We start from the raw sequence: 25,539 nt of genomic DNA on the forward strand, positions 1-25,539 counted from the left end.
CCTTCCAAGGCGAGGAACTAGCTTTAATCCCGCGATCAAGCTGTTGGTCGAAAATAGGTAGGGAAATTATGAAAACCAATTTTGCAGTCGTTGTTCCTATGCTGGCTCTTCTTACGGCGGGTTGTGCGACCTCTTCCAAGGTGCAGGAAATGATAGATGCCTCGCACCGCGACAACCGCGAGGAAAGCGTCGCGCAGCAAAACTCGATCGTTATGCTTAAGCAGTCTTCCGCGGTCGCCCTTGAACAGGGCGAAGCCAACGCGGAGATGCTTCGCACGCTTTCGGATAAAGTGGAGAAGCTGAAGGCGCAGCAGGCTTCCATCGAAAACTATGCCGCCGCCTCAAAGGTCATGAGCGCCGCCAACACCGTCAAGCTGGCCGACCTGCAAGTTGAGCTGAATGTCTTGGAAGAATCGACATCGGCCTCCATCGCCGAGCTCGAGAAGATCAATCTGTTGCAGGAAGAAGTCTTGGTTCGCCACTTTAATTCGCTGGCCGGCAGCGCATCTTCCGCCATTGCATCCATCAACACCGCCGGCGCCAGTGCAACCAACAACGCGCCGGTTAAGCTGGATGCCCCCATCGAGATTTTCGCGCCCGATACATCGGCCGACGCGCCTCGGGTGATACAGCCCCATAAGGATTGATCATGGAAAAACAACGCACCGCCCACATTGTCCGAAACACCAAGGAGACGCAGATCGACCTGTCGCTGAACATTGACGGCAAGGCCAACTACGAAAACTCCACCGGTGTGCCGTTCTTCGACCACATGCTCGACCTGCTCGCCAAACATGCGCTGCTCGACCTTAAAATCACGGCCACGGGCGATATCGACGTCGATTACCACCACCTCGTCGAGGATGTCGGCATTGTGCTGGGCGAAGCGTTCAACGAAGCCCTCGGCGACCGCAAGGGCATCAACCGCTATGGCTTCTGGGTGCTGCCGATGGACGAAGCGCAGGCGCAGGCCGAGGTTTGCCTCGATCTGGGCGGCCGCCCCTTCTTTGTCTACAAGATGGAGCACGAGCAAAAATACATCCGCGACTTCGACGTCATCATCATCAAGCATTTCTGGCGCTCGTTCTGCGACTCCGCCAAAATGAACCTGCACATCGAGTTGAAGTTCGGCGAAGACCTGCACCACTGCATCGAGGCCATCTTTAAATCGGTTGCCCGCGCCCTGCGCGTGGCGTGCGACTCCGACCCGCGCGCGCTCGACCTGCTCCCATCGAGCAAAGGCCGCATCGGCGCATAGTTCATGGAGATCCTTGCGCAATACGGTACGCTCGATTTATTCTGGATCGGGCTGAGCCTTTTCCTCATTGGAATGAGCAAGGGCGGTTTCCCTGTAGGGGCGATTGCGCTGCCGGTCCTGATTCTGGTGTGGCCGGCCCAGGCCAACGCGGCGCGCTCCGCCGTGGGCTTCATGCTGCCGATGCTATGTCTGATGGACGCGGTGGCGCTTTGTTTCTATTGGCGGCATGTCCAGTGGGGGCGGCTCATCTACTTGATGCCGGCCACGGTTTTGGGTGTTGTCGTTGCGAGCTTCCTCTTTGTGTCGGATGAAGCCGCCATGATCGCGGTTTCGGACCGGGCGCTGAAAATCATGATCGGTCTGCTGGGCATTGTTTTTGTGCTCTACTTTGCTTTCAAGAAATGGATCCTGCGGCACATTCACGCCTCGGAGCCGACATGGGGGAAGGGGGCTGTATTCGGCTTTGGCGCAGGAATGACCTCCACGCTGGCGCATGCCGCCGGCCCGGTCATGCAGATGTATCTGCTGCCCCAGCAGCTCGAAAAGAAAAAGTTTGCCGGAACCAGCTGCGCCTTTTTCTGGATGCTCAACCTGATCAAACTGCTGCCATTCGCCATGCTCGGCCGCATTCAAGCCGACAACCTGAAGCTCGGCGCCGCGCTGCTTCCGGTTATTCCGCTCGGGGTGGCGCTGGGCTGGTGGCTGACGCATAAGACCGAGCAGAAGCACTACACCTTCCTGATCTATGCCGTGCTGCTGGTCACGTCGGTTACGCTGATCCTCAAGGCGCTTTAGGCGCCTCGCCTCCACCAAACATCTGGCCGGCCATTTCCAGCTGGGCGAGCTGCATGTCGGTTGTGGCCTTTAGGCTCTTTTCAAACTCTTCATACTGCGCCAGAGTCAGCATGCCTTGTGCCCGCGCGGTGATCTGCTCGTTGAGTTTTTTCACATCGTTGATGTGGTTTTGAATATTTTGCTTTGAAAAGCGTTGGGGGCTCATGTCGTTGTTTTTTTCGTCGCTCAGGTTGCTCGTGAAGGTGAAGCCGCTCTTTTCTTCACTCATCATACCGAGCAGATTGCGATAGGTTTCGTCCGAAAGCGCCGCATCGGAGGCTGAAAGATTCTGATCCATTTGCGAGAGCATCATGCGTTCTCCCATGGTTTTTTCGTAAAACTCCCACTCGGAAAAATCGTCGGGATTGTTGAGAAACTGCTCCATTTCGATTTTGACCGTTTCACCCGCCTCTTTTATTCCATCCTGCAGGGCCTTCTTTTCCTCTTCGCTGAGATTGCCGGCCATCATTTTCATCGCCATATCCACATTCTTCATTTGGCGGAACATGAGCAGATCCATGAAATAGCTGGTCTCCTCGGCATTGAGATCGAGGTATTCAATCATGTCGGAGTAAAGGGCGCCGACCGCTCCGCGCTGGCTGGCTTCCATCACCTTGTTCATGGTGGGGTTGTCCATCATGGAGGAAATGCTTTTCATCATTTGCCGGCCGGCCATGTCTGGCTGCTGGAGGGCGGGGGCGGCTTCCGGCGCAGAGCTCGCAACGGGCGCTTCGGGGTGTACGGCCGCGACAACGGTTTCTTCCAGCGGAGCGGCTTCGGCTTTTTCCGCTGTGGTTTTGGAGGAGGCGAGTTCTTGTTGGAGCCGCAGGTTTTCCTGCTTGGCGCCGTAGAGCGCCAATGCAAGGGCAATGCTGACGACGGCAAGCAGTATGGCGGGCAGTTGCTTTTTCATGTCGAATCTCTCCGGTTGGTTTGAGCGCCTGTGTATATCACGCTGCTAGAGACGCTTTAATTACAACTTTAACGGTTGATTGTAAAGGGCAGTGCATGCTTCGCTCGCGCTGTGAAGTGGGAAAATACAGAGCTTGGCAAACTGCCGGTCAAGTCGTGGTGCGAGCGGGTTGAAGAGGGCGCATTGGAGCAGGCGGCCAATCTGGCCAACCATCCCAAGGTGTTCCGGCATGTGGCGCTGATGCCCGACTGCCATGTTGGCTACGGCATGCCCATCGGCGGCGTGGCGGCCTTTACGGACGCCGTGATTCCCAACGCCGTCGGAGTCGATATCGGCTGCGGCATGTGCGCCGTGCAGACCGGTCTTCCCGCGGCCAAATCCTCCAATGCTTGGAAGAGGTGAAGCGCCGCGTTCCGTTGGGCGAGGGCCGCGGCCATGAAAAGCCGCAGAACTGGAGCCGGTTCGATGAGTTGCCGGATTGGCTGGACGGGCGGGCGCGCGAGCTGGCCTTCAAGAATCTTGGGTCGCTGGGCGGCGGCAACCACTTCATCGAAATCCAGGCGGGGGACGACGGTTTGGTTTGGCTGTTGCTCCACTCCGGCTCCCGCAACCTCGGCTACCGCATTGCCGAACGCCACCATCAAATTGCAAAAGAGCGACATCCTGAATTGGGCGACCTCGCGTTTCTCGAGGCCGGAAGCGAAGAGGGGCGGGCCTACATCCGCGAGATGAACCTGGCGCTGGCTTATGCGCCCGAAAACCGCGCCCGCATGATGGCGGCGTTTAAGGAGACGCTCGGTCACACCTGCGCAGGTGTGACGTTTCTGAAAGAGATCAACATCCACCACAACTATGCGGCGAAGGAAGAGCACTTTGGCGAGCCGGTTTGGGTCCATCGAAAAGGGGCGACTTCCGCCCAAGCCGGGGAGGAGGGGATCATTCCCGGCAGCATGGGCCCGCCGTCGTATATTGTGGCGGAATCGTTTGCGTCCTGCTCGCACGTCGCAGGGCGCACCATGGGGCGCATGGCCGCTTCGCGCATGCTTTCGAAGAACGCCTGCGACCGGGCGATGGCGGGCGTTGTTTTTTACGGCTGGCACGCCATGCGCGGGAAAAAAGGTCGGGGCTTGCTCGACCTCAGCGAGGCGCCGCAGGCCTATAAGAACATCGACGAGGTGATTGCGGCCGAGCTTGACTTGATCGAGCCGGTCGCGAGGCTGCGACCGCTGGGCGTTTTGAAGGGCTGACTATATTTTGTATTTCCGGTAGATTTCCTGACGCACGGGGCACATGCACATGAAGGCGCTTCCGAATGAATGCTGGTAGGGGCAGCCCGTGGTTTCCCGGTCTTTTGTGAAGAAGACTTTTCCGTTCACGGTTTCGTTGATTGCACAATGCGGCAGGCCGCCGTCCGTTTGGCAAACATGGTTGTGTTTGCATTTGCCGGCGGCGTTCAGTGTTTCGGTTTTAACAGCGAGTTTCATCAAGCCTTCCTTGATTGGACGTGTTGAACACTATTGTTCTGGACAGTATGACGCCATTCAAAAAAGAAAAGTAAATTAGCATAAAGTACTACTAACATAAAATATTTGTCTGCAGGTTGCTGTCTGGCATTTGCTGCGTTTTTATATTCCCATGCTTAACGTCGCCGCTAAACTACCGGCTCGAATTGACAAGGATTGGAACAATGATCGGCATAATCGACTATGGCATGGGCAATCTCGGAAGCGTGACAAACGCCTTCCGGTTTCTGGAACTCGACGCAAAGATTGTTGCGCGGAAGGAGGAAATGGATGCCTGTCGCGCGTTGATACTGCCGGGCGTCGGCGCCTTTGGCGACTGCATGAGCCATCTGGTCGAGCACGGCTTTGTGGATGCCGTTGAAGACTGGGTGAAAGGCGGCAAGCCGTTGATGGGCATTTGTCTTGGGCTTCAGGCGCTCTTCGAAAGCTCGGAGGAATCGCCCGGCGTTGCTGGACTCGGAATCTTTCCCGGGATGGTGAAGCGTTTCGATCTTCCCAAGGAGTTGAAGGTGCCGCAGATCGGGTGGAACCGCATGGAGGAAACCCTCCCGGAGTGCCCGATGTTCGACGGCATCGAGAATGGTTCGTTCTTCTATCTTGTTCACTCTTACTATGTTTGCCCAGACGACCCTGCGATCGTGGCGGGGAAAACAGATTACGGCTTCGAATATTGCACCAGCGTTTGGAAAGACAATGTTTTCGCCACACAGTTCCACCCCGAGAAATCGCAGGCGGCTGGGTTGCGCATGCTCCGCAATTTCTGGAACTGGGCAGAGGTACAGTAGGGCGTTGCTCAAATTGCGTTGATTTTAAACGTGTTACTCCCTCCGCACCTGCTATCTTTTCTGAAATTTTGCAAACGAGGTAGTCATGAATCTAAAGAATCGCATCTTGGTCATTCTTACTGTCGCATCGGCCGCATCGGCTGTGGTTACCGGAGCCATACTGACCTTTCTGGTTCAGCTTTTCGGGGAGGTTACTCTCGACGGCATCATCGGCTCCAAGGTAACGGCGATTGCCATCGGCCTGTTTATGTTTGCCGGGTTGCTGATCATCGCCCTGCTGACTTTACTGCTCAATAAGAAGGCGATCGTTCCTGCGGTGGAGAGAAACCTGCTTGAAAACGAACGGGCCATGCTGACCGAACAACTCCACCACTCCCAGAAAATGGAAGCGGTCGGCCGACTGGCGGGCAGCATTGCGCACGACTTCAACAACCTGCTCACGATCATTGATGGCTATTCCAGCCTTATTATTTCCGATCCCAAATCCGAAGAAACCGCCCAAAACGCGAAGGAAGTGGTCGAGGCCGCGCGCAAGGCCTCATTCATCACCCGCAAGCTGCTGAGCTTCAGTCAAAAGGAACAGATCGAACCGATGCTGGTCGATCTCAACGTTTCGCTGCAGGACATCGATAAGATGCTTTCGCGCCTGGTCGGTGAACGGGTGGCCTTGATCACCAAGCCCCATTTCGAGCCGGTTCATGTCCTCACGGATCCGGTTCAGCTGGGGCAGGTGCTCATGAATCTCGCCGTCAACGCGCGCGACGCCATGCCCAACGGCGGCCGGATTACCATCAAGGTCGCGAGCCGGCAGATTAACGATGGTCAGTGCAGCAAACCCTGCAACATTCCGCCGGGCGAATTTGCTGAAATCAGCGTGAGCGACACGGGGCAGGGCATCGAGCCGGAAGTCATGGGAAAAATGTTTGAAGCGTTCTTCACCACCAAGGAGCGGGACAAGGGAACGGGGCTCGGCCTGTCTATTGTTAAAGGCATCATGAAGCAGAATGACGGCTTCATCGATGTCCAGAGCAAGGTCGGCGGCGGCACCACGTTTTTCCTCTACCTGCCGGCCGGCGATCTTAATATCCCGGAAGAAATCGACGAAGAGTCCGAAGTGGCGGCCAATCCGGTTTCTGAACAAGAAAAAACGGGAACGCCCGCAGAAGCAGGAAGCGTAACCATCCTGCTTGTTGAGGACGACCCGATGATTCGCACGCTGGTTGCCCAGACGCTGAAAGCACAGGACTATACTGTACTGGAGGCCGACGAGGGCTGGGAGGGCGTCAAAGTGGCCCGCCAGCACAAGGGCAAGATCGACCTGCTGTTTACCGACGTCGTCATGCCCGGACTTGGCGGCGCGGAGCTGGCCATCGCCGCGCAGGAGCTTTATCCCAAAATCAAGGTGCTCTTCATGTCTGGCTACTCCTGCTCGCAGCTCGAAGAAGAAGGAGTTCCGCCCGGTGCCGCCGTGCTCGAAAAGCCCTTCACGCCCGACAAGGTGATTTCCAAAGTGCGGAATCTGCTCAGCAGCTAGGGCAATGCGACGCTTTCCGCTGCGGCCGAAGAAATCCAGCAGGTCTGGCCGTCGGCCAGGCGGATGTGCCGCCATGGGCCCCGGACTTCCAAGGTTTGGAACTCGGAGCCGGAATGGAGCGGTTCCAGAAAGGCCGGCGCATACATATCGCCGTCGCCTTTGCGCGCCAGCACCTCGTTGGCGGTAATCACGCCGGGCGTCGCTTTTTTCTCTTGGATATATTCGGTGAGCAGCGAAGCCAGCAGTACGACCGACAAGACCGCGGTAACGGCCAGGGTTATGCCCGCCTCCTTCTTCGTCGAATGTCGGGCCCAAAGCCATGCGCCCCAAAACAACATCCAGACGAAGGCAAACAGCCACCACCGCAGCGCGGTCGAGCTCTTGAAGTGCCAGCCCAGCAGCTTGGCGGCCAACGGATGCGGTTCTTTTTCCGGAATCAAGTCGGTGCGCAGTTCGAGCGCGGAGGAAAGATTGTGCTTCAGGTCGGCATTGTTCGGCAGATACTGCTCCGCCCGGCGGTAGTTCAAAATGGCCCGGCCCACATCGCCCGCCATAAACCAGTTGTTGCCCAGCGTATAGAAGAGCTGTTCGTTGCGGACGCCCTCTTCCGTCACGAGGTACTCAAACTGCCTGGCGGCTTCGGCATACATGGCTGAATTCGTAGCCGCGCGGAACATGCCGTTCGCTTTCTCCAAGGTTTGGAGCTGGTAGTCGCTTCCTAGGGCTGGCATCGCGGCCACTAGCAGGAGCAGCTTAAAACTTAAAACCTGACGCGAAGCGAGGCTGGCGGAACGACAGCAACGACCGAAGGGAATGGCAAACTTAAAACTCATCTTCATTTGAGCGTTTTCTCCACATTCTTGATGACTTGGACGGCGTCGTGGACGATTTTCTTGGTGTTGGCCTTTTCGTCAAATCCGTGGGTGAACCGGTAGGCCTCGCAAACCATGAACAGCTCCCGAAGCTTATCGATTGTTTCGTTTTGGGTGTCCGCTTCTTCGAGTTTTGCAACGGCATCGCGGAACGAGAGGGCGCCGGGGGTCAGATGCAGGCGGTCGCCGAGGTAGGCGCGCAAAACCCGGTCGAGATCCTCGTAGATCTCGCTCTTCATGGAATGGCTATGAACAATGTGCGCGGCGTTTTTGCGGAACACCTTGTAGGCGCGTGCGGCTTTGGCCGTGCGATGGATGTGGTGCCGTTTTTCGCCAAACAGCGAAATAAGCGAGTAGCCGCCCGCCAGCAGCGGCGGCAGGAGCAGAAACCCGAGCACGGCAAACGGATGGGCCCAGCCAAACAGGGGAAGCCGGCGGCTTTCGAGCATGTCCGGATCTTCATAGTTGTGGCGAATGCCTTCTTCAACCGCACGCAGACGGCTTTGGTAGATGCTGCCTCCAAATACGCCGATCTCTTCTGCAGGCGAAACCTTCAGCGGGATCGGGGCCGACTCCACCGTGATGTAGGCATTTGACGCTGGACTGAAATAGGCCAGCAGGAGGGGCGGAACCTCGGTGTTGCTCGTTGAAAGCGGACGGATCGTCTGTGTGTAGATTTTAGATTTACCTTCGCGGCGCGGCAGCGAGCGGTCCGACGGAATCTCGAAATGGTTGACCAAGCGGGGCTGGTAGCGCAGCGGTTGGAAGAAAATGCTTTCCATATATTCCTGCGCAGTGATCGTGATCGTCAGCGTGACCGGTTCGCCCACGCGCACGTTGGTCGGCTCGGCGTCTACGAGAATAGTGAAGTCGCCGACCATGCCGTTAAAGAGGTCGGGGCGCCCTTCGAGCGGCAGGGGTTTGACTTCCAGTTCGAGCGGTGCGGATTCGGTGTAGATGCGCGTCCAGCTGCCGCCTGTTACGTTTTGGTCGAAAAAGGTGTTGTCGAAGTAGGACGGATATTGAAACGCCGAGCGCTGGCCCTGCTTGCTCTTCGGATCCTTTTCCTTCTCCGCGGCGCAGAGCAGGGTGGCGGGCTGGATCAGGAGCGTGCCGCTGTGCTTTGGAACCAGCAGCTTGCTGAACGAGAGCGACTGGTGTTGGGTTGCTTCTGCCTTGTAGCTGTTGCGCGTGGCCAGCACGCGGGTGCCGTGCACGGGAAGGCCGGTGCTCTGGGCATTGTTTTCCTTTTTCGGTTCGTACAGTTCCAACGTTTGGAAGCGCTTGTCGTTCAGAATCGGAAAGTGCAGATCAACGGCTTTGATTGCGCCGAACTGGTAGGTGCTGTCCCAAACGGCGGTCAGCAAAACGGGCTCGCTGAGATAAACCGACGGCTTGGAAAGCTTCAGTTCAAGCTTCATCCGGTCGGTGGCTTCCGGCTTGTTGGCTTTGATGCCGATGGGCGAGGTGGTCAACCCGCCCAGCCGCAGCGCCGGAATCTGCAGCTCGCCCTCGCGCTTGGCCCGCAGGGCGTAGCGGTAGAGCCAGGTGTTGGTTGCGCTCGTTGTTTTTCCAGCATCGAGCACGGTGGCGTTGAAGTCCGCCAAGCCGGTCAGCTGCGGCGCGTCCGGTTTTTCCGCCGCCTTGACGATAACGTCGAGGTTGAACACCTGCCCGAGGAAAACATTGGTTTCCGTTGCGCTTGCCTGGGCATAAAAGTTGGTTGACGCCTCAGCGGCTCCAGCTCCCAAGCCAAGCATTGCCGCCAAGCACGCTGTTTTCCATCCATCCATTATTCCACTCTTCCAGGCTTCCATTCCGCTTACCAATCCTTTTCCACGGCCTTGTATTCGCCGGCCTTTTTGTCCTTGCGACGCTCCTGATTGCGGATCTCTTCAGCAAGGATGTCCATTTCGGTCTGGTTCGGAGGCGGCACGCCGCGGATTTCCTCATATTCCGAGAAGTCGCCGAACGGGTCGGCCTCCTCGTACATGTCCGCATCTTCGTCCGACTCCTCGTAGTCCATATCATAGTCCTCGGAGTCTTCCGAGTCCTCATCCGATTCGCCGTCCTGCTGGTTCGGATCCTCCGGAGCCGAGCCCAGCGCGGCGATCAGTTCCGTCAGCGCGGTTGGCTGGTCAGGCACCGCCATCGCGTCGGCCGCCAAGACCGTATGGTCGTAGGTTTCTTTCAGCGGACCCGGCATTTTGGTTCCGTCCGGCAGTTCAATGTCTGCGTGCAGCCCGGAGCCTTCCATCACCTTGGCCAGCTCGCGGGTCTCGTTTTCAAGAATCTGCTGAGGCTCGCCTGTGTTGCTGGTTTCAAGCAACTGGGTCTGGCGCTCGATGAATTCTTCGAGTTTTTCGCGGATATAGGTGATCAGCTCGTTTTCCTGCTGTTCCTTTTCTTCCTGCTCCCGGATCTGCTCTTCGATGCCGGCGACAATCAGCTGGGTCATTTCAAGGTTGTAGGCCGCGTCGGAGCGGGCGGCGTCATAATCGAGCGCCATGCGGTAGAACCATGTCGCTTGCTGGCAACAGCTCACCGCGGCATGCGGATCGGTCTCGCGCAGCCCTTCTCCGGTTTTAACCATGCAGTTGCCAAGGTTGTACCAGCACTGGCTGCGCATCCCATCGGTTTCGGCCATCGACGCGGCATATTCATACGACGCCACCGCTTCCTCAAAAATTCCGGTGCGGTATTGTGCATTGCCGAGGTTGTAATAAATCTGGGCCGACTCCGGCGCTTCGGCTACGGCTTCCATATAAATGTTCACTGCATCGTCGAAGCGCTGTTCCGCATACGCCTTGTTCCCCTCCTTAAACAGCTTGGCGGGGTTGGCCGATGCAGACACCGCGAGCAACAATGCCATGCACAACCAAAGCGACCTTCGACCTTCGACTTTCCAACTTTTGGACCTCATCGCTTTTTCCTCCAACGGTTGGAAACGAGAAGCACGAGGACGGCGCCGCCGAGGAAGAGGTGGAACTTTTCTTCGAAGCGCTCCATCACCTGCGAGTCGGTTGAAATGCGCTGCGCGTGTTCCATCACTTGGCGGTAGATGCGCGCGAGATCGAACGGGCCGCTAGCCACGTCAAAGTAAATGCCTTCTTCAACCGACGAGGCCATCCGGCGCAGCGTTTCGGAATGCAGCTTGGTCCAGATCTCCGTGTTGCCGTCCTTCATGAACGAACGGGCGCCGGTTTCCTCATCCTCTAGGGCGATGCGGCTGCCGCGGGTGCGGTCGCCGATGCCGATGGCAATCAAGCGTACGCCGACTTCGTCGAGTTTCTTGGCGGCCTCGATCTCGTCGAGCCCTTCAATCATGTCCTCGCCGTCGGTGATCAGAATCAAGTCCTGCATGCCGGCCTTTTCGGGATCGATCAGCTTATCGACCGTCCGTTCGATGGCGTGGGCAATCATGGTGCCGCCTGCCGCTACGCTCTCCGGGGCGGCCTGGCGCAGCGCCATGCGGAAATAGTCGTAGTCGACCGTCAGCGGGCAGCGGATCTCGGCCGAGCCGGCAAACAGCACGAGGCCGACGCGGTCGCCGGACAGCCCTTCGACGCAGTCGAGAATGGCGGTTTTGGCGTTTTCAAGGCGGTTGGGGTGCATGTCTTCAGCCAGCATGCTGTGCGAAACATCGAGCAGGAACACCACATCGCGCCCGGTTTCCTGCAGCTGCTGCTCCTGCAAATCCCACGCTGGGCGGGCGAGGGCCAGTATGACCAGCGCCACCGCGGCGCAGCAGCTGAACGCTTCCCGCTTGCGGCTCACAAACGCCGCGCCGGCGCCAAACGCGCGAATCGCCTGTTTGCGTTTCACGGCGGCATAGATAAAGAGTCCGGCCAGCGCCGGCACCAGCCAAAGCCACATGAGCATGCTTGGGTTGTAGAAATGTACTAGCATGGGCGCACCCCTGCGTAATGCGTGATGCGTAATGCGTAATATTTCCGCGAAGCAAAGGCTTCCCGGATTACGCAATACGAATTACTCGTTACGTTCCTCATGGAATCCTCCTGAGCCAGGTGGAGGTCAGCAGCGCTTGGCCAACGAGCAGCAGAAGGCCGGCGATGGCGAAGGGCTGGAAGATGTCGGTGTAGGTGTTGTAGCGGGTGGTTTCGATCTCGCTGGTTTCCATGGCGTTGATTTCGCTATAGACGTCGCGGAGCGAGGCTTCGTCGGTGGCGCGGCGGTAGACGCCTCCGGTGGTTTCGGCCATCTTCTGCAGAATGCGTTCCTGCACCAGCGGCTCTTCTTCAATCTGCACGGGGCCTTCCGGCGTCTGGATGGTTTTCATGTCCGGTGGATCGGTGATGGCGATGGTATGCACCCGGATGCCCCAATATTCAGCGAGCGCGGCGCCTTCCATCGGCAGGTGGCGACCGCAGTTGTTGTTGCCGTCGGTCAGCAGAATGATGACTTTGCTTTGGATCGTATAGCCGGCCTCTTCGTCTTCTTCGCTGTAGCGTTCCTCGGCGGTTTTCAGACGGGCGGCGGCCAGGGCGACGGCGTCGCCGAAAGCGGTGCCGTCTTCGTTCGGGCGCGATTCAATTTCCAGCCCTTGGATGAAAAACAGCAGCGAGTCGTGGCTGAGGGTCAGCGGGCAGACCGTGTCGGCATAGCGCGCAAAAGTGATCAGGCCAATCAGATCGTTCGGTCGCCCTTCAAGGCTGTCGCCGCCGCCGACAAACTGCTCGACCACCATTTTGGTGACCTCCATGCGGCTCATCGAGGCGTCGCGGAACGGCATCGAAATATCCATCGAGCTGGAAATGTCGACGACCAGTTCAACTGCGATGCCTTCTTTGGGAATGCCCTGCGTCATGTCCCTAACCTGCGGGCGGGCGACGGCGAATGCGAGCAGGGTCAGCGCCAGCACCGGCATCCAGAAGAGCAGGGGCATAAAGCGCTGCCGCGTGGTTTGCGGCACTTTCTTAAACGAGGCCAGCGACGAAAACTGCAACGATGAACCGCTGGCTCTGCGAAAGTGGTTGATCACCATCTTCAGCACCGGCAGCAGGAGCAGCAGGGCCCATGGAAGCGCTAGTCGCATGGAACCTCCTTCACTGCGTCTACGAACGAGCGGACATAGTTTTCCAACTCGTCGGCAAAGCCGTCTGGAACTTTGTTTGAAAAGCGGATCTGTTCGCCGGTGGTCAGGAATCCTTCAAGCGGCTCCCGGCGTCCCAGCAGCTGGGGTTTCGGCAGGTGCGGCAGAATTTCGTTAATGGTTTTTCCCGCCGTTGGAATGCGGTAGCGCCCGCCGATGAAGGCCAACAGTATTTCTGTCAGCGTCTGTATGCGGTCCAGCTCGTCTTCCGGCAGGTTTTCCAAGGCTTGGAACGCGGCTTCGTGCGGGGCGAGCACTATTTCCACCTTGGGCCGGTGAATGAGATTGATTAGGAGGGTCAGAAACGTCGCAATAACCGCAAAGCCGAGCAGAATAAGTCCGAGGCGCTGCTGTTTCTCTTGCTCCGGCAGGAGCTCGGCGGGCCCGGCAATATCCTTGATCTCAAACGCCTCAATTCCTGCGGGCAGGAGCGAGGTAACTTGCACGGCAATCGGCTCGGTGGCCACCGAGGCCGTTCCGACCTGGATTTCTAGAGGCTGGAAAATGGATTCGCCGGGCAGATTCGGCACCAGCACCCAGGCCCGGCGGTGGAGATGTTTGCCGTTGGGCAGAATTTGAACGGGCTCGGCGTAGCCGTCGACCACGGAGAACGGTTCGATGAAATATTCAATCTCTGGAAAAACCACCGCAGCATTGGGCGGTGCGTGGACGTCAATCATCAGGTGGATTTTTCCAGACGTTGGAATATTCGTTTCACTGGCAGAAACAATGACCGTGGCCGATCCCTTCCGGTATTGCCGCGAAAGGGCCGGTTCTGACGCGCCCGCCGTCTCCGCCTTTTCCGGTGAGCATCCGCTCAGAAAGGGAATGGCCACAAAGAGGCTTAAGAAGCACGAAAACAGTAGAAATGACTTTCGACCTTCGACCTTTAGACCTGAGACCCATCGCATCATAGCACCTGCCTCCGGTCGCGGGACTGGAAGAAGCGGATGAGGTCGCGCATGTAGTCGCGGTCGGTGCGCACGTCGATCTGGTCGATGTTGAGCCGGGAAAGCGAGGCCTTGATTTCGAGATGGCGCGCCTTGGCGGCGGTGTTGAACTTTTTACGGGCGTCGGCGCTGGCCGTATCGACGAGGAGCTGCTCGCCGGTTTCGGCATCGGCCAGCTCGACGAGGCCGGCGTTGGGCAGCTTCAGCTCGCGCGGGTCGGTGATGGTGATGGCGATGAGGTCGTAGTGAATGGCGGCGAGCTTGAGGTGCTTGTCGTAGTCGGAGTCTTGGAAGTCGGAAATCAGGAAGGTGACGCATTTTTTCTTCACCATCTTGCCGAGATAGTCGAGCGCGCAGGCAATGCTGGTGTCTTTGCGCTTCGGCTCGAAGGTGAGGATGGCGCGGATCATGTGCAGCACGTGCATCTGCCCTTTGTCGGGGGGAATGAACAGCTCGATTTCGTCGGTAAAGATGATGAGGCCAACCTTGTCGTTGTTCTTGATGGCGGAGAACGCGAGGATGCCGCACAGTTCAGCGGCGGTTTCGTTCTTGGTTTTTTCTGTCGAGCCAAAGGTGCCGGAGGCGGACATGTCGACGAGGAAAAAGAGCGCCTGCTCGCGCTCTTCGATGAAGCGTTTGACGAAGGGTTTGCCGGTTCGGGCGGTCACGTTCCAGTCGATGGTGCGAACTTCGTCGCCGGGCATGTATTCGCGGACCTCATCGAATTCCATCCCGCGGCCTTTAAAGACGCTCTTGTATTCGCCACCCAGAAGCTCATCGACCACCTTGCGGCTGACGATCTGGATTTCGCGAACCTTTTTGAGGAGGTCGGTATGGCTTTTCGTAGGCATGGGCGTGAGGCGTGACGATTGAGGCGTGAAAAAATCACGGCTCACGTTTCACTTGTCATTCCTAAGGCACTTCAACGGTATCGAGGATCTGCTTCAGAATATCTTCCGAGCTCTTTTCTTCCGCGGCGGCCTCGTAGGTGAGGAGCACGCGGTGGCGGAGAATATCGAGGGCAACGTCCTTGACGTCTTGCGGGACGACGTAGCCGCGGCCGTTGAGCATGGCGCGGCCGCGCGAGGCGACGGCGAGGAAGATGCTGGCGCGGGGCGAGGCGCCGTAGCGGATGTAGTCGGCGCAATCGAGGCCGAACTTGGCGGGGTTGCGCGTGGCCTGGACGAGGTTGAGGATGTAGTGCTCGAGCTTTTCGTCCATGAAGACGTCGTCGACCATGCTGCGCAGGCGGTTGATATCGGCGATTTCGATCACCGGATTGACGGTGAGGTCGACTTTGGTTTTGCCCATGCGCTTGAGGATGCGGTGTTCTTCATCCTTGGTCGGATAGACGACGTCGAGTTTGAACAGGAAGCGGTCCACCTGCGCTTCAGGCAGATGATAGGTGCCTTCCTGCTCGACGGGGTTTTGGGTGGCTAGCACGAGGAAGGGCTCGTCGAGCTTGTAGGTTGTGTCGCCAATGGAAACCTGATGCTCCTGCATGGCTTCGAGCAGCGCACTCTGCACCTTGGCGGGCGAGCGGTTGATTTCGTCGGCGAGAATGATGTTCGCGAAGATGGGGCCTTGGTGCGGGGTGAACTCATTGGTTCGCGGGTTGTAGATCATCGTTCCGATCAAGTCGCCGGGCAGCAGGTCGGGCGTAAACTGGATGCGGTTGAAGCCGGCGTGCAGCGTTTGGGCGAGCGTCGTGACGGCCAGCGTCTTGGCCAGACCGGGAATGCCTTCGATCAGCACGTGCCCGTTGCAGAGCAACGCGAGCAGCAGCGCCTCGATCAGATCTTCCTGGCCGATAATCACCTTGGCCACTTCGTCGCGCACCTTCTGGAGAATTGCGCTCTCGGCTTGGTAGCGTTCATTCATTTTCACAATATCTTCATGCATAGGAAAACCTTTCGTTCACAAACGGAGATAATATAGCCCGCTTTTACGAGATAAACAGAAAAAGGGACGCCCAAATGCGTGCGCATTTGGACAAATTCCCTTTGACTATATCGAATGCAAGGGCCTAGTGGTCGCAAGCATTTTGTCCGGGTTCAAGGGCTCCGGCCATGTAGGCCTTCACGAGCGTTTCCGGATCTTCGGCGGGCGCACCGACGATTACTTCAATGTTTTGCGCATTAAACAGCTGCTGCGCGCGTTGGCCCATGCCTCCGGCAATAATCATATTCACGCCTCGTTCTGCAAGCCAAGGGGGCAGCAGGCCGGGTTCGTGGGGCGGCGCATCCAGCTCGGTTGTGGCCGTGATGGTTTTGCTCTCAGGGTTAATGTCGAGCAGGGTAAATGCGACGCAGTGACCGAAGTGCATGTTGAGTCTTCCGTTAACTGTTGGAATAGCTATTTTCATTTTTCATTTCCTTTTTTACGTGGTTTATTTTGGGGCGATTGATTTAAAAAGCGGGTGAATCCGGCGGTTTTACGGGCAACCGGACCGCTCATGACTTTCATAATTTTATCTTTTGTTAATTTTGGTTTCGAATGAAGGAGTGCAAAATAGTTGGCCGATGGGTTATTCGGAGGCTGGCGGGCGAACCCGCCAAGCCTGCGAAAAAAAAAGACATGTACGTGAAGATTTACAACTTATCGAATGAATCAACGGGAAGGAACCTCTTAAAAACGTACATCTGAAAAGAGTCTATTTCCTCATTTTCTTAACAATGACCTCAGCGGCTTTGATTAGTGGATAACCTGCTGGTGATCCCGTTAACAGCGGTTGGGTGCCGATCTGCATGGTGAGCAGAACCTTTACCGTAACTCGATTCTGAATAAGGAATCCGATCGCATTGGTTAGCTCTCCGGTACTAAAGCCTCCGTATACTTCACCGCCGAGAATCATCCCGCAGTCGGTTGCTACGATCAGTTTGACCGTCTGTTGATGGGAGTGGGCCAGGTTTCCGGGATGCGTATCCATGCCGGTAAAGCTTCCGCTTATAATGTCAAAGTTTTCACTCTTTGCCCGGGTTTCAGTGATTCCTGCAGTACCAAAAGCATGTTTTCCGATGGCGGTTGAGTAGATGGCAATGGTGCCTGTAAAGGGTTTGCATGGGCTTAAGGTGTAGAGGTTCATCGCTGCAACACGAGCCTCCGCACAGGCGGTTGAAGCGAGCATCGTTGCATCCAGCTTTCGGGTGATGAAATCTCTCTTTTCCGCGCAGTCACCGATGGCTACAATATCCGTGCTGCAAGGCAGAATTCTCATATATTCACAGGTTTTAATAAAACCAAGTTCATTGAGTTCGATGCCGGCTTCCTGTGCAATTTTGGTGTTCGGGGCATATCCCATGGAGAGAATGACGGCATCTGCATCCAATTTTTCACCGCTTGTCAGCGTGATGCTTTCCACTTTATCTTTACCGTTGATCTCTTTGATTCCCTTGCCGGTGATCAGGTTGACTCCTCGTTCAATGAGATGCTCTTCTGCAATCTTTCCGAACTCAGGATCAAAGGCTCTGTTGAGGATGGTCGGTTCCAGCTCAACGAGCGTAACATGATATCCTTTTTTATTCAGTTCGTCTGAGACTTCAACTCCGATAAACCCTGCGCCGACAACAATGATATTCTTCATCGGTTTAATCGTTTCTATCATTCGATCCAGATAGACTTTGTTCTTGGGGATTGTATATACGTTTTCTAGCTCCCCGCCTTTTAGCCAGCCTGGTTTTGTTGGGACGGAACCCGTGGCCATGACCAGTTTCTCATAGTAAAATTTTACACCGCTTGCAAAACTACAGGCATGTTCATCGGGGTGCATTGCGGTCATCTTGTCAATAATGATCTCCACCCCCAGGCTTGTAAGAGGCGTGTCTGGAATAATATCCTTATCGCTATTTTCAAGAGAGCCGAAGATGTAGGGGATTCCGCAAGGAATCAACGCTTTATTCTCCTGTCGGACTAATACAACCTCCTTTTCCGGGTAGGTGGACTTTGTAGTTATTGCGGCCTGTAAGCCTGAGGCTCCGCCACCGATGACTAACACATCAATTTTTCGCATAGGTTACTCCTTTGTTGCTGGTACGGGTTGGTCGCACCAAGTTTTCTGCTGGATACTCGTTTGTTCAAAATGTTTGCGTGTTGTATTATCTGAAAGTTCAAGGAAGTTTTTCTAATGTTTGCTGAGCTACTTTTATTGTTTTATTGAAATGTTTTTTCAGTCGTGCAGTCAGTTGTTTTTGTTTTTCAGGGTCGTGCGCATAGTATGGATGGGTGTGAAGCTTCGCGACCCATTCCATATTTTTGTTAATTTCGCCGGGAATTAATTCGCTGTCGTGGCGCACGGCATTCTGAGGACAAACGCTGTGACATATTCCGCAGCGAATGCAGTTTTCTTGGTTCAGTTCTGCTTTTTGCTTATGAACTTCGATGGCGCCTGCCGGGCAACTTGGTTCGCAAATTCCACATCCGGCACACGTTGGTGAATGAATCCATGGCATGATCTGACTCCCTATAATTTATGTGTTAAGCGGTTTCGTGCGCGCTAGATTGCTTTATCCAAAGTCGATGCTTCAGACCAGTTGTCGGGTACTACAAAAACCGCATGGCGAGAGCGTTGTGACGAGGCAGCAAGATTCTTCATAAGAAATTCCTTTTGAATAGGTATTGGGGGGGGGGGGGGGCTCTCTCAAGAGCTATTTTTTAGCCATGTGTCGAATAATTTCTTCCTGGGTCAAAACATACGAAGGGGCATTCTGTTCGTTTAGCACAATTACCTTGTATTCGTGGGATCTTTTCATGTTGGTGAGAGCCTCTTTCAGCGGGCTTTTTGCCGAGGCGAAAAGCACCGGTTCCAACGTTAGGTCCGAAAGCGGGGTTTCCTGCGGGGTTTCAGCGGCGAGGGCATCGAGCACATGGGCGGTGGAGAGCATGCCGATGGCCTTTTCGTGGTCGTCGAGTACGACGAAGGAGTGGATATGCTCTTCCGCCAGCAACTTCAGGGCGCGATTGAGCGAGTCGGAAAGATGCAGGGAAAAAACGCCCTCGAGCATCAGGTCGCGCACGGTGGTTTCGGGAGCCGGCCCAAAAATGCGGTCGGTGAATTTTACATACCAGGCGGCGGCTTGAACTTGAATGATGTAGGCGAGGGCAATGATCAACGCAATATCAGCGCCCTCTTTTCCAAAGGCGGTCATGGCAATGGCCAGTGCGATGGAAAGGTTGCGCATGACGGTTCCATAGACCAGCGCAATGCCGTCGGCGCGGTTGAAAAAGTATTTTCCGACGAAGGTGCTGATCAGGAAGTTCAGGCCATACAGCGCCAGCAACGGGCCGATCAGCGTAGCCAGCTGTCCGGGGTTGGAGGCGATGGACTGCGCTTTCAACGCCATGGCCACAAACACAATTCCTAAAACGCCCAGCGTCGAGAAGGGCGGGAAGACCGGCTTGAGGTCTTTTTGATAGTGCGCCATGCCATAGCGCGCAATCAGGAAGCGCTGCGTCAGGTTGCCGAGCACCAGCGGCAGCACGACCACCACCATGATCTGCTTGAAGATCTTGGCCATGGGAATCTCGATGACGGTTCCCATCAGTCCCTTGATGTAGATGGGCGTCAGAATTGAGCCAATGATGAGCCCAAAGACGGTCATTTTTACGGCGGCGGCCATATTTCCATTCGCCATGCCGGTCCAAGAGATCGTCATTCCTGAGGTCGGAAGCAGGCTCGCCAGCAACAGGCCCAGCGCGATGTACGGGGAGTCGGGGAAGGCCCATTTGCCCAGCAAGAACGCAAACAGTGGAATGATGGTGAAGTTGAGCAGCTGGGTGACCAGCTGGACTTTCCCGTCGCCGCCCTCAATAACCTTCTTCAGCTGCAGGTTCACCATCATGGGGTAAACCATTAGAAAGGTTAGCGGAACAATCCATTGCTTTAAGGGCGCGGGATTCCATAGAAGCCCCGCTGCAAAGCCCAGAAGCATTATGGCCGGGATCGCGATGATCAAGCGCTTCTGTATATTGCGTAGCAGCGTCAGCATCAATCGGGTTTCCTTAGCCTATGGATCTTGCGAGAAGGGGTTTGATGATTTCGCGCATCATGTGCGCGGTTTCGCTGGCGGCGTAGCTTTGGATGAAGGGCCGGCCGGCGTCGCATGCTTTCCCAATGGCAGGATCGATCGGCAGTTTCCCAAGGAATGGAACACTGAAGTCGGAAGCGATTTTCTCGCCGCCGCCGGACTGGAAGATGTCCACCACTTCGCCGCACTTCGGGCAGGCAAAGCCACTCATGTTTTCCACAATTCCGAGGATCGGAAGTTCCAGCTTTTGGCAAAAGGTCAGCGATTTGCGTACATCAACCGCCGCCACCTGCTGCGGGGTAGTAACGATCACTGCGCCGTCGGGATTTTCAATCAGTTGGCAGATCGACAATGGTTCGTCGCCGGTGCCGGGCGGGCAATCGACAATGAGATAGTCGAGTTCGCCCCATTCTACGTCGCCGAGAAATTGTTTGATCACGCCCATTTTCATCGGGCCGCGCCAGATAAACGCATCGTCTTCGTTCTGGTTCAGGAATCCGACCGACATCACCTTCAGGTTGCCCACCTGAATCGGGTCGACCGAGTCCGCATTGGAAACCAGCGACATGCGTCCGAGGCCAAGCATGGTCGGGATGCTCGGTCCGTGGATATCGACATCCAGCAGGCCGACTTTTTTGCCGGCATCTGCCAGCGCGGTCGCGAGGTTTACGGCAACGGTGCTTTTCCCGACGCCGCCTTTGCCGGAGAGCACGCAGATTTTTTGTTTGATCTGCGCCATGCGCGCATTGATTTTTTTCTGGTCCTCTTCCGGGCTGGCGGGGGGGTGGGCTGCACATTCGCTCATTGCATATCTCCTGTATTAAGTTCGAATCCGGCAAATCCGGAGGTGATTTTGGTGGTTAGGTTTTGTTTGAAATAGTCGATGGCGGCATCACCGGTGCAGTGGCACGGCACGATGAATTCTGGATTGAAATCACGCAGTGCGTCCGTGGTGGCGACGAGCCGGGCGGCGGAGGCGTTTTTTAGATGCAATCCACCCATGATGCCAACGATACGCTCTTCTTTGCTGGCTTGACGGATATAGTTAACGGTGTTGATCAGTCCCGAATGGCAACAGCCGCAAATGATCAGCAAGCCGCGCGGGGTTTCGATCCACATCGCCATGTCATCCGTGATTGGGTCGGGCTCTTTGCCTTCAGGGTCAACGAAGAACGGGCCTCCGGTATCCTCCAGGGGGTGGATGCGTGGGATCGGCCCGGTCAGATGGATTCCGGGAGCAATCTGCGTGGGCTTCCGGATCCAATTAAGATGGGAGTCGAGCAGGTTTTCGATCAACAGCTGCTGTTCTTCCGGCATCGAAATGATCTTGGGATCTTTGTCGGAATAAATGCTGTAGCGCTGGCTCAGGATGACTGGATGGGCGAAAACTGAAATCTCGGGATTTTGCTGCAACACATAATCGATTGCGCCGGTGTGGTCGTAGTGCCCGTGGCTCAGCACCAGCAGATCCGCTTTGGCCGGATCGTTTTTCGTGCATTCGGTGTTGGGGCGCAATGCGTTGCCCTGGCCGGTGTCGAACAAAATGCGGCAATTCTGGGTTTCGACCCAGATTGAGAGGCCGTGTTCCGCAACCAAGCCAACGGCGGCTTGGTTATCGACCACGATTCTTAGGGAAGGAAGGTGCGCGCTCATTTTTTCAGGATTCTTTTCAGCCATTGGCTTAGGGTTTGTTTTTCCGGAGGGTTGTAGAAGTGTGCGATGGCCAGCTTGATGGTATCGGCGGCGAGCAGGGCGCAGTGCTGATGGTCTTCCGGAATGGGGCCGGAGGCTTCGAGCACCTGGGCCTGGGTCATGGCCTCCGCCTCCTCGGGGCGCATGCCTTCGGCCAACTCAATCGCTTTGTTGCAGCAGTGTTTGGAATAGCCGCAACCGTCGGTCATGAACGAGCCCTTGCGGATTTTGCCGCCATCGATGCGCAACCAGATTTCGGCGGTGTCATTGCATGCGCCACGCACCTTCGCGTAGGCGTTGGCATCCCGCATGGGGCCGAACCGCTTTGCACGCGATTCGATGGCCTTCATTGCATCGTTGAACATACGGCTTCCCAGGTTTTGCGTACGGATTTGGCGGCGCGGCCGTTGGAATCCTCGACCAGCGCGCGGGCGTTGATCTGGGCAGTCGTAACAGCTGAGTCGTACGGAATGCGCCCGACGGGGATTGCGCCGAATTCTCTCGCCAGCGTTTCGATGCGCTCGGTCATGATGGGATTGACGTCCCATTTATTGATGCAGATCATCGCCGGGATTTTAAAGTGGTCGGTGAGCTGCAGCACGCGCTTGAGGTCGTGCTCGCCGGAGAGCGTTGGTTCAGAAACCACCAGCACGGCATCGGCGCCTGTAATGGAGGCGATAACCGGGCAGCCGATGCCGGGCGGGCCGTCAACCAGCAGATATTTGCTGTTTTGCTTTTCGGCGATCTTGCGAGCCTCCTGCCGCACGAGGCTGACGAGCTTGCCGGAGTTTTCTGCGCCGGGATTCATGTGTGCATGCACCATTTCCCCGCAACGCGTGGTGGAGGCAAACCATTCGCCGCAGTCCTGTTCGGGAAAGTCGATGGCGTTGACCGGGCAAAACTCAACGCAAGCCCCGCAGCCTTCGCAGGCGAGTGGATCCACTTTGAAATCGCTGATGGCATCGAACCGGCAGAGCGTTTCGCACAGGCCGCACTGTGTACAGTCGGCCGACCGGATTTCGGCGGCATGGCCGCTGGTGAAGGTTTCGCGCTGTTGAATGGTCGGGCTTAAAACCAAATGCAGGTCGGCGGCGTCGACGTCGCAGTCGGCCAAAACTGCATATTCCGCCAGCGCCGCAAACGACGCCGTGATGCTGGTTTTCCCCGTCCCTCCCTTGCCGCTAATGATTACGAGTTCTTTCATACTGATGCTCCAGTACCACATGGTTTTGAACAGAAGGACGCAAAGCCCGCAAAGGACTGCTGGTTAAAATGAATCATAATGCCGCCAGCTTTTCGCGTTCTTTGCGAGTTTCTGTTGAATGATTTGTGAGCGCTCTTAATTTTTCTGGAAGAGCGGCGAGGGTTTCGCGCAGTTCGGGCAGAACCGTTGTGAGGGTCTGGCCTCGAGAATAGGCTTCGGCGACGCGCCGGTCTTCGGGAATCTGCAGCACCAGCGGAATATTTTCTTCGCTGCAGTATTCGCTGATGCGGTTGTTCTCGCCGTTCGCGCGGTTGACCGCCACGGCGAAGGGAAGACCCAGCTCGCGGAGTGTTTCGACTGCCAGTTTGAGGTCGTGCAGGCCGAAGGGCGTGGGCTCGGTAACGAGTAGGGCGATGTCGCATCCTTTGACCGCTGTAACAAATGGGCACGAAGTCCCCGGCGGACAGTCGATGAGGGTCAGGCCCTCTTCAAGTGCATGCTTTTTCACCGCTCGGATAACGGGGGGCGACATTGCGTGGCCGACGTTCATCAAGCCCGACACAAATTCAACCTCGCCGTGCCGGCCAATTTCGAGCAGGCCGATTTCCTTCTGCGTTTCTTCGATGGCGCCGGTTGGGCAGATTCGAGCGCAAGCCCCGCAACTGTGGCAAAGCTCCGGGAACACCAATGTTTTTTTGCCGAGCGAAGCGATCGCGCTAAACTGGCAGACGCGGCTGCACTCGCCGCAACCGGTGCATTTTTCTGGATCGACCTGCGGCACGAGGCTGAATACTGTTTCTGTTTGCTCGATTTTGGGCTGAATGAAAAAGTGGCTGTTCGGCTCCTCGACGTCGCAGTCGAGCAGACGGACGGGCCCGGTTGCTGCAAAGGCCAGCGCGCAAGAGATCGTCGTTTTGCCGGTGCCTCCTTTTCCGGATGCTATAGCTATTTTCATTGTTCAGTTCCTTTATGTTCGCGCACGACCCAGCCGCCGACCGGCTCACCGAGGTCTCTTCCAATCACTGGACATTTAACCTGTGTCAGGAAAAAGAGCGGGCGCTTGGCTTGGCTGAGGCTTTCGTAGTTGGCCTGCCCTTTAGCGATCACGAGTCCCGCTTCGTTGAAGAGCCAGCGGAAGGGGGCGTTGCAGTCCTCCAAAATGGTGCCCGGAGCATCGCTGCCGTTTTCTGTCAGTTCGGCTACTTCATGCAGCCCGGCGGCGCGGGCGTCGGCCAGCGTGGCGTCGTTGATGACCGGCGAGCCCTTTACGGCGTAAAAAACATCCGTATTGGGGAATTGCTCAATCAGCAGGCGGTCGAAGACGGTTTCGCCGGCGTTGTCGCCCAGAAACAGAATCGATCCGGCCCGCCGCACCGCTTTGCGGAGCTGCTCCACGGCCGCATCGTTGAGCGGTTGGACGCGGGTGTTTTCGATAAAGTTGGCGAGGTCCAGCTGAGTCCATTTGGTGGTTAGGGCAAAATCGAGGATGTTTCCGGCAATCGAAAAGCGGAGCGCCATTTTAAACGGATCGATCGATCCGTTAATGATGGCCCGGGCTTCATCCATTATGCGAAGGGCGAATTCGGTTGAACGACGTTTTATTTTTTCGTAAGGATCCGCGCGACCGGTTTCCTCTCGGATGATCCGGTGCGTGATCTGTGCCATTTCGGGCGGCGTGCGCGTGGTGGGAAACCGGGCCGCCTCCTGCAGAACGCGTTGCAGCGTTCGGTGCGTCAGCGCTTCATCGCTGTCCACCTGCTGCAACGCGTCGTAGGCCTGCTGAATAAAACAGGGAATGCATTGATTATATATCTGCATGCTAGGCCCAGTGCCCTTCCACGTTGGCTTCTTCTGATTTGGTCAGTTGGCCTTGCTTCAACATTTCAATGGCTTCGCTGACGGAGGCGTCGGCGATGCAGGTGTAGACCTTGATGCCGGCGGCATCGAGGGTGGCGTAGGCCTTGGGGCCGCAGTTTCCGGTGATGACGCAGTCGACCATTTCTTCCTTGATGTGGATGGCCGACTGAATGCCGGCGCCCTGCGCCGCATTAAGGTTCTGCGAATTTTCCTTCATGTAGAATACGCCGGTTTCGGTGTGGTAGATCAGGAATTGGGGCGCACGGCCGAACCGGCTGTCGACTTTTGATTCGAGGTTGGTTCCCGCGGTGGTAATTGCTATTTTCATGGGTTGATCCTAATTTGTTAGTTGTTCTGGATTTCGCTTAAATGGACGAGTTGCTTTTGGAGCGACGTGAGCTGCGTTTGCAGGGCATCGATCTTTCCTTGCAACACGATGGTGTCGGCCGCTGCAACAGCATGCTGCGAGTGGCTGCGGAAGAATCCACGCGCGGATTCCCGTGCCGCGTCCTGTCATTGGTTCGGCCCGGGTTGGTTCCGTTCCGTTTTGTTGCGGCATGATATGCCTCCTTTAAATGTTAATGGCAACGGCCCTGACGCCGCTGGCATCGGCGGCACCCCGGCATGGAAAAGCCAGGCTGGTCGAGCTGGTTGGATTTGAATGCTTCCAGCACATCGTGGATTTCGCCGGACACGAAGGCCTGCACCTGTATCCCGTGCGCTTCCGCCTGCTGTATTAACGGCCGGGAAATGGCACCGCAGATGAGGACATCGACCTGATGGTCTTCAAGAAAGGCAATACGGCTTTGCGGACTGTCGGCAGGGCCGCCTAAGTTCGATGTGTTCATTCCGCCATCCGCATCCATCAGAACCACGGTTCCGGCAACGTCGAACAACGGGGCAACCCGTCCTTGCCACTCTGTAACAGCAACTTTCATTGCCTGCTTTAATGCACTAGGTGTGCCAACGTATGAGCAGGGA

At 56.4% G+C, this 25,539-nt stretch carries 30 protein-coding genes; 8 read left to right on the top strand and 22 right to left on the bottom strand.

The genetic code is table 11. From position 1 onward, the window contains the following. The first annotated feature begins 68 nt into the window (after positions 1 to 68). Genes SCARR_RS21745 through SCARR_RS21755 form a run of 3 tightly spaced genes read left to right on the top strand, consistent with a single transcriptional unit; the run spans position 69 to position 2,053 of the window. Complete coding sequence (locus SCARR_RS21745) at positions 69 to 647, top strand: hypothetical protein (protein ID WP_136063743.1); 579 nt, start codon at positions 69 to 71, stop codon at positions 645 to 647. Between the two features lie 2 nt (positions 648 to 649). After that, complete coding sequence (gene hisB / locus SCARR_RS21750) at positions 650 to 1,258, top strand: imidazoleglycerol-phosphate dehydratase HisB (protein ID WP_136063744.1); 609 nt, start codon at positions 650 to 652, stop codon at positions 1,256 to 1,258. Positions 1,259 to 1,261: 3 nt separating this feature from the next. Further along, a complete protein-coding gene (locus SCARR_RS21755; RefSeq protein WP_136063745.1) occupies positions 1,262 to 2,053 on the top strand; it encodes a sulfite exporter TauE/SafE family protein in 792 nt (263 codons plus the stop codon). Here the strand turns inward: SCARR_RS21755 and SCARR_RS21760 are convergent. Next, on the bottom strand, positions 2,040 to 3,005 hold the full coding sequence (locus SCARR_RS21760; RefSeq protein ID WP_136063746.1) for a hypothetical protein: 966 nt from the start codon (positions 3,003 to 3,005) through the stop codon (positions 2,040 to 2,042). The genes SCARR_RS21755 and SCARR_RS21760 overlap by 14 nt on opposite strands. Positions 3,006 to 3,116: 111 nt before the next feature. Between SCARR_RS21760 and SCARR_RS28670 the strand changes: the two genes are divergently transcribed. Continuing rightward, complete coding sequence (locus SCARR_RS28670) at positions 3,117 to 3,407, top strand: RtcB family protein (RefSeq protein WP_222846394.1); 291 nt, start codon at positions 3,117 to 3,119, stop codon at positions 3,405 to 3,407. Then, on the top strand, positions 3,404 to 4,252 hold the full coding sequence (locus SCARR_RS21765; RefSeq protein ID WP_222846395.1) for an RtcB family protein: 849 nt from the start codon (positions 3,404 to 3,406) through the stop codon (positions 4,250 to 4,252). Before SCARR_RS28670 ends, SCARR_RS21765 begins: the two co-directional genes overlap by 4 nt. On the opposite strand, the gene SCARR_RS21770 is transcribed toward SCARR_RS21765, so the two are convergent. Next, on the bottom strand, positions 4,253 to 4,489 hold the full coding sequence (locus SCARR_RS21770) for a hypothetical protein (RefSeq protein ID WP_136063747.1): 237 nt from the start codon (positions 4,487 to 4,489) through the stop codon (positions 4,253 to 4,255). A 203-nt stretch (positions 4,490 to 4,692) separates the two neighbouring features. Between SCARR_RS21770 and hisH the strand changes: the two genes are divergently transcribed. Both hisH and SCARR_RS21780 read left to right on the top strand, forming a co-directional pair. Further along, positions 4,693 to 5,313 carry an imidazole glycerol phosphate synthase subunit HisH gene (gene hisH / locus SCARR_RS21775; RefSeq protein WP_136063748.1) on the top strand — a complete coding sequence of 207 codons (621 nt, stop codon included), beginning with the start codon at positions 4,693 to 4,695 and terminating at the stop codon, positions 5,311 to 5,313. Between the two features lie 85 nt (positions 5,314 to 5,398). Continuing rightward, positions 5,399 to 6,847, top strand: a complete 1,449-nt coding sequence (locus SCARR_RS21780; RefSeq protein ID WP_136063749.1) for an ATP-binding protein — start codon at positions 5,399 to 5,401, stop codon at positions 6,845 to 6,847. Here the strand turns inward: SCARR_RS21780 and SCARR_RS21785 are convergent. From SCARR_RS21785 to SCARR_RS21875, 19 genes are all read right to left on the bottom strand, one after another. Next, entirely contained in the window at positions 6,844 to 7,686 is an 843-nt protein-coding gene (locus tag SCARR_RS21785) for an SH3 domain-containing protein (RefSeq protein ID WP_136063750.1), read from the bottom strand. The genes SCARR_RS21780 and SCARR_RS21785 overlap by 4 nt on opposite strands. Next, entirely contained in the window at positions 7,683 to 9,512 is a 1,830-nt protein-coding gene (locus tag SCARR_RS21790) for a BatD family protein (protein ID WP_168433522.1), read from the bottom strand. Before SCARR_RS21790 ends, SCARR_RS21785 begins: the two co-directional genes overlap by 4 nt. Before the next feature lie 29 nt (positions 9,513 to 9,541). Further along, positions 9,542 to 10,642 (bottom strand): tetratricopeptide repeat protein, encoded by a 1,101-nt coding sequence (locus tag SCARR_RS21795; protein ID WP_136063752.1) that lies wholly within the window; start codon positions 10,640 to 10,642, stop codon positions 9,542 to 9,544. Then, entirely contained in the window at positions 10,639 to 11,628 is a 990-nt protein-coding gene (locus tag SCARR_RS21800) for a vWA domain-containing protein (protein ID WP_136063753.1), read from the bottom strand. The genes SCARR_RS21795 and SCARR_RS21800 overlap by 4 nt, the downstream gene beginning before the upstream one ends. A gap of 97 nt (positions 11,629 to 11,725) precedes the next feature. Further along, positions 11,726 to 12,775, bottom strand: a complete 1,050-nt coding sequence (locus tag SCARR_RS21805; RefSeq protein WP_136063754.1) for a vWA domain-containing protein — start codon at positions 12,773 to 12,775, stop codon at positions 11,726 to 11,728. After that, positions 12,766 to 13,746, bottom strand: a complete 981-nt coding sequence (locus SCARR_RS21810; RefSeq protein ID WP_136063755.1) for a hypothetical protein — start codon at positions 13,744 to 13,746, stop codon at positions 12,766 to 12,768. The genes SCARR_RS21805 and SCARR_RS21810 overlap by 10 nt, the downstream gene beginning before the upstream one ends. Further along, the gene (locus tag SCARR_RS21815) at positions 13,743 to 14,633 is read right to left on the bottom strand and encodes a DUF58 domain-containing protein (RefSeq protein ID WP_136063756.1); all 891 of its coding nucleotides are present in this window, start codon (positions 14,631 to 14,633) and stop codon (positions 13,743 to 13,745) included. Before SCARR_RS21815 ends, SCARR_RS21810 begins: the two co-directional genes overlap by 4 nt. A gap of 61 nt (positions 14,634 to 14,694) precedes the next feature. Next, complete coding sequence (locus tag SCARR_RS21820; RefSeq protein ID WP_246044518.1) at positions 14,695 to 15,663, bottom strand: AAA family ATPase; 969 nt, start codon at positions 15,661 to 15,663, stop codon at positions 14,695 to 14,697. A 145-nt stretch (positions 15,664 to 15,808) separates the two neighbouring features. Next, a complete protein-coding gene (locus tag SCARR_RS21825) occupies positions 15,809 to 16,147 on the bottom strand; it encodes a NifB/NifX family molybdenum-iron cluster-binding protein (protein ID WP_136063758.1) in 339 nt (112 codons plus the stop codon). Between the two features lie 288 nt (positions 16,148 to 16,435). After that, a complete protein-coding gene (locus tag SCARR_RS21830; RefSeq protein WP_136063759.1) occupies positions 16,436 to 17,791 on the bottom strand; it encodes an NAD(P)/FAD-dependent oxidoreductase in 1,356 nt (451 codons plus the stop codon). 97 nt (positions 17,792 to 17,888) lie between these two features. Further along, positions 17,889 to 18,230, bottom strand: coding sequence for a DUF362 domain-containing protein (locus SCARR_RS21835; RefSeq protein ID WP_136063760.1), 342 nt, complete (start codon positions 18,228 to 18,230; stop codon positions 17,889 to 17,891). Positions 18,231 to 18,425: 195 nt separating this feature from the next. After that, the gene (locus SCARR_RS21840) at positions 18,426 to 19,766 is read right to left on the bottom strand and encodes a bile acid:sodium symporter (RefSeq protein ID WP_136063761.1); all 1,341 of its coding nucleotides are present in this window, start codon (positions 19,764 to 19,766) and stop codon (positions 18,426 to 18,428) included. A gap of 13 nt (positions 19,767 to 19,779) precedes the next feature. Continuing rightward, positions 19,780 to 20,610 carry an Mrp/NBP35 family ATP-binding protein gene (locus SCARR_RS21845; protein ID WP_136063762.1) on the bottom strand — a complete coding sequence of 277 codons (831 nt, stop codon included), beginning with the start codon at positions 20,608 to 20,610 and terminating at the stop codon, positions 19,780 to 19,782. Beyond that, the gene (locus SCARR_RS21850; RefSeq protein WP_168433523.1) at positions 20,607 to 21,458 is read right to left on the bottom strand and encodes an MBL fold metallo-hydrolase; all 852 of its coding nucleotides are present in this window, start codon (positions 21,456 to 21,458) and stop codon (positions 20,607 to 20,609) included. The genes SCARR_RS21845 and SCARR_RS21850 overlap by 4 nt, the downstream gene beginning before the upstream one ends. Further along, complete coding sequence (locus SCARR_RS21855; protein WP_136063764.1) at positions 21,455 to 21,862, bottom strand: iron-sulfur cluster assembly scaffold protein; 408 nt, start codon at positions 21,860 to 21,862, stop codon at positions 21,455 to 21,457. The genes SCARR_RS21850 and SCARR_RS21855 overlap by 4 nt, the downstream gene beginning before the upstream one ends. Next, the gene (locus SCARR_RS21860; protein ID WP_136063765.1) at positions 21,844 to 22,701 is read right to left on the bottom strand and encodes an ATP-binding protein; all 858 of its coding nucleotides are present in this window, start codon (positions 22,699 to 22,701) and stop codon (positions 21,844 to 21,846) included. Before SCARR_RS21860 ends, SCARR_RS21855 begins: the two co-directional genes overlap by 19 nt. A gap of 73 nt (positions 22,702 to 22,774) precedes the next feature. After that, positions 22,775 to 23,656, bottom strand: coding sequence for an ATP-binding protein (locus tag SCARR_RS21865; RefSeq protein ID WP_136063766.1), 882 nt, complete (start codon positions 23,654 to 23,656; stop codon positions 22,775 to 22,777). Continuing rightward, positions 23,653 to 24,519 (bottom strand): damage-control phosphatase ARMT1 family protein, encoded by an 867-nt coding sequence (locus tag SCARR_RS21870; RefSeq protein WP_136063767.1) that lies wholly within the window; start codon positions 24,517 to 24,519, stop codon positions 23,653 to 23,655. The genes SCARR_RS21865 and SCARR_RS21870 overlap by 4 nt, the downstream gene beginning before the upstream one ends. A gap of 1 nt (position 24,520) precedes the next feature. Continuing rightward, entirely contained in the window at positions 24,521 to 24,886 is a 366-nt protein-coding gene (locus SCARR_RS21875; RefSeq protein ID WP_136063768.1) for a NifB/NifX family molybdenum-iron cluster-binding protein, read from the bottom strand. A gap of 41 nt (positions 24,887 to 24,927) precedes the next feature. Between SCARR_RS21875 and SCARR_RS21880 the strand changes: the two genes are divergently transcribed. Next, the gene (locus SCARR_RS21880; protein WP_136063769.1) at positions 24,928 to 25,119 is read left to right on the top strand and encodes a hypothetical protein; all 192 of its coding nucleotides are present in this window, start codon (positions 24,928 to 24,930) and stop codon (positions 25,117 to 25,119) included. 17 nt (positions 25,120 to 25,136) lie between these two features. On the opposite strand, the gene SCARR_RS21885 is transcribed toward SCARR_RS21880, so the two are convergent. Beyond that, entirely contained in the window at positions 25,137 to 25,496 is a 360-nt protein-coding gene (locus tag SCARR_RS21885; RefSeq protein ID WP_136063770.1) for a NifB/NifX family molybdenum-iron cluster-binding protein, read from the bottom strand. Between the last annotated feature and the right edge of the window lie 43 nt (positions 25,497 to 25,539).

Source organism: Pontiella sulfatireligans (assembly GCF_900890705.1).
GTDB classification, from domain to species: Bacteria; Verrucomicrobiota; Kiritimatiellia; order Kiritimatiellales; family Pontiellaceae; genus Pontiella; species Pontiella sulfatireligans.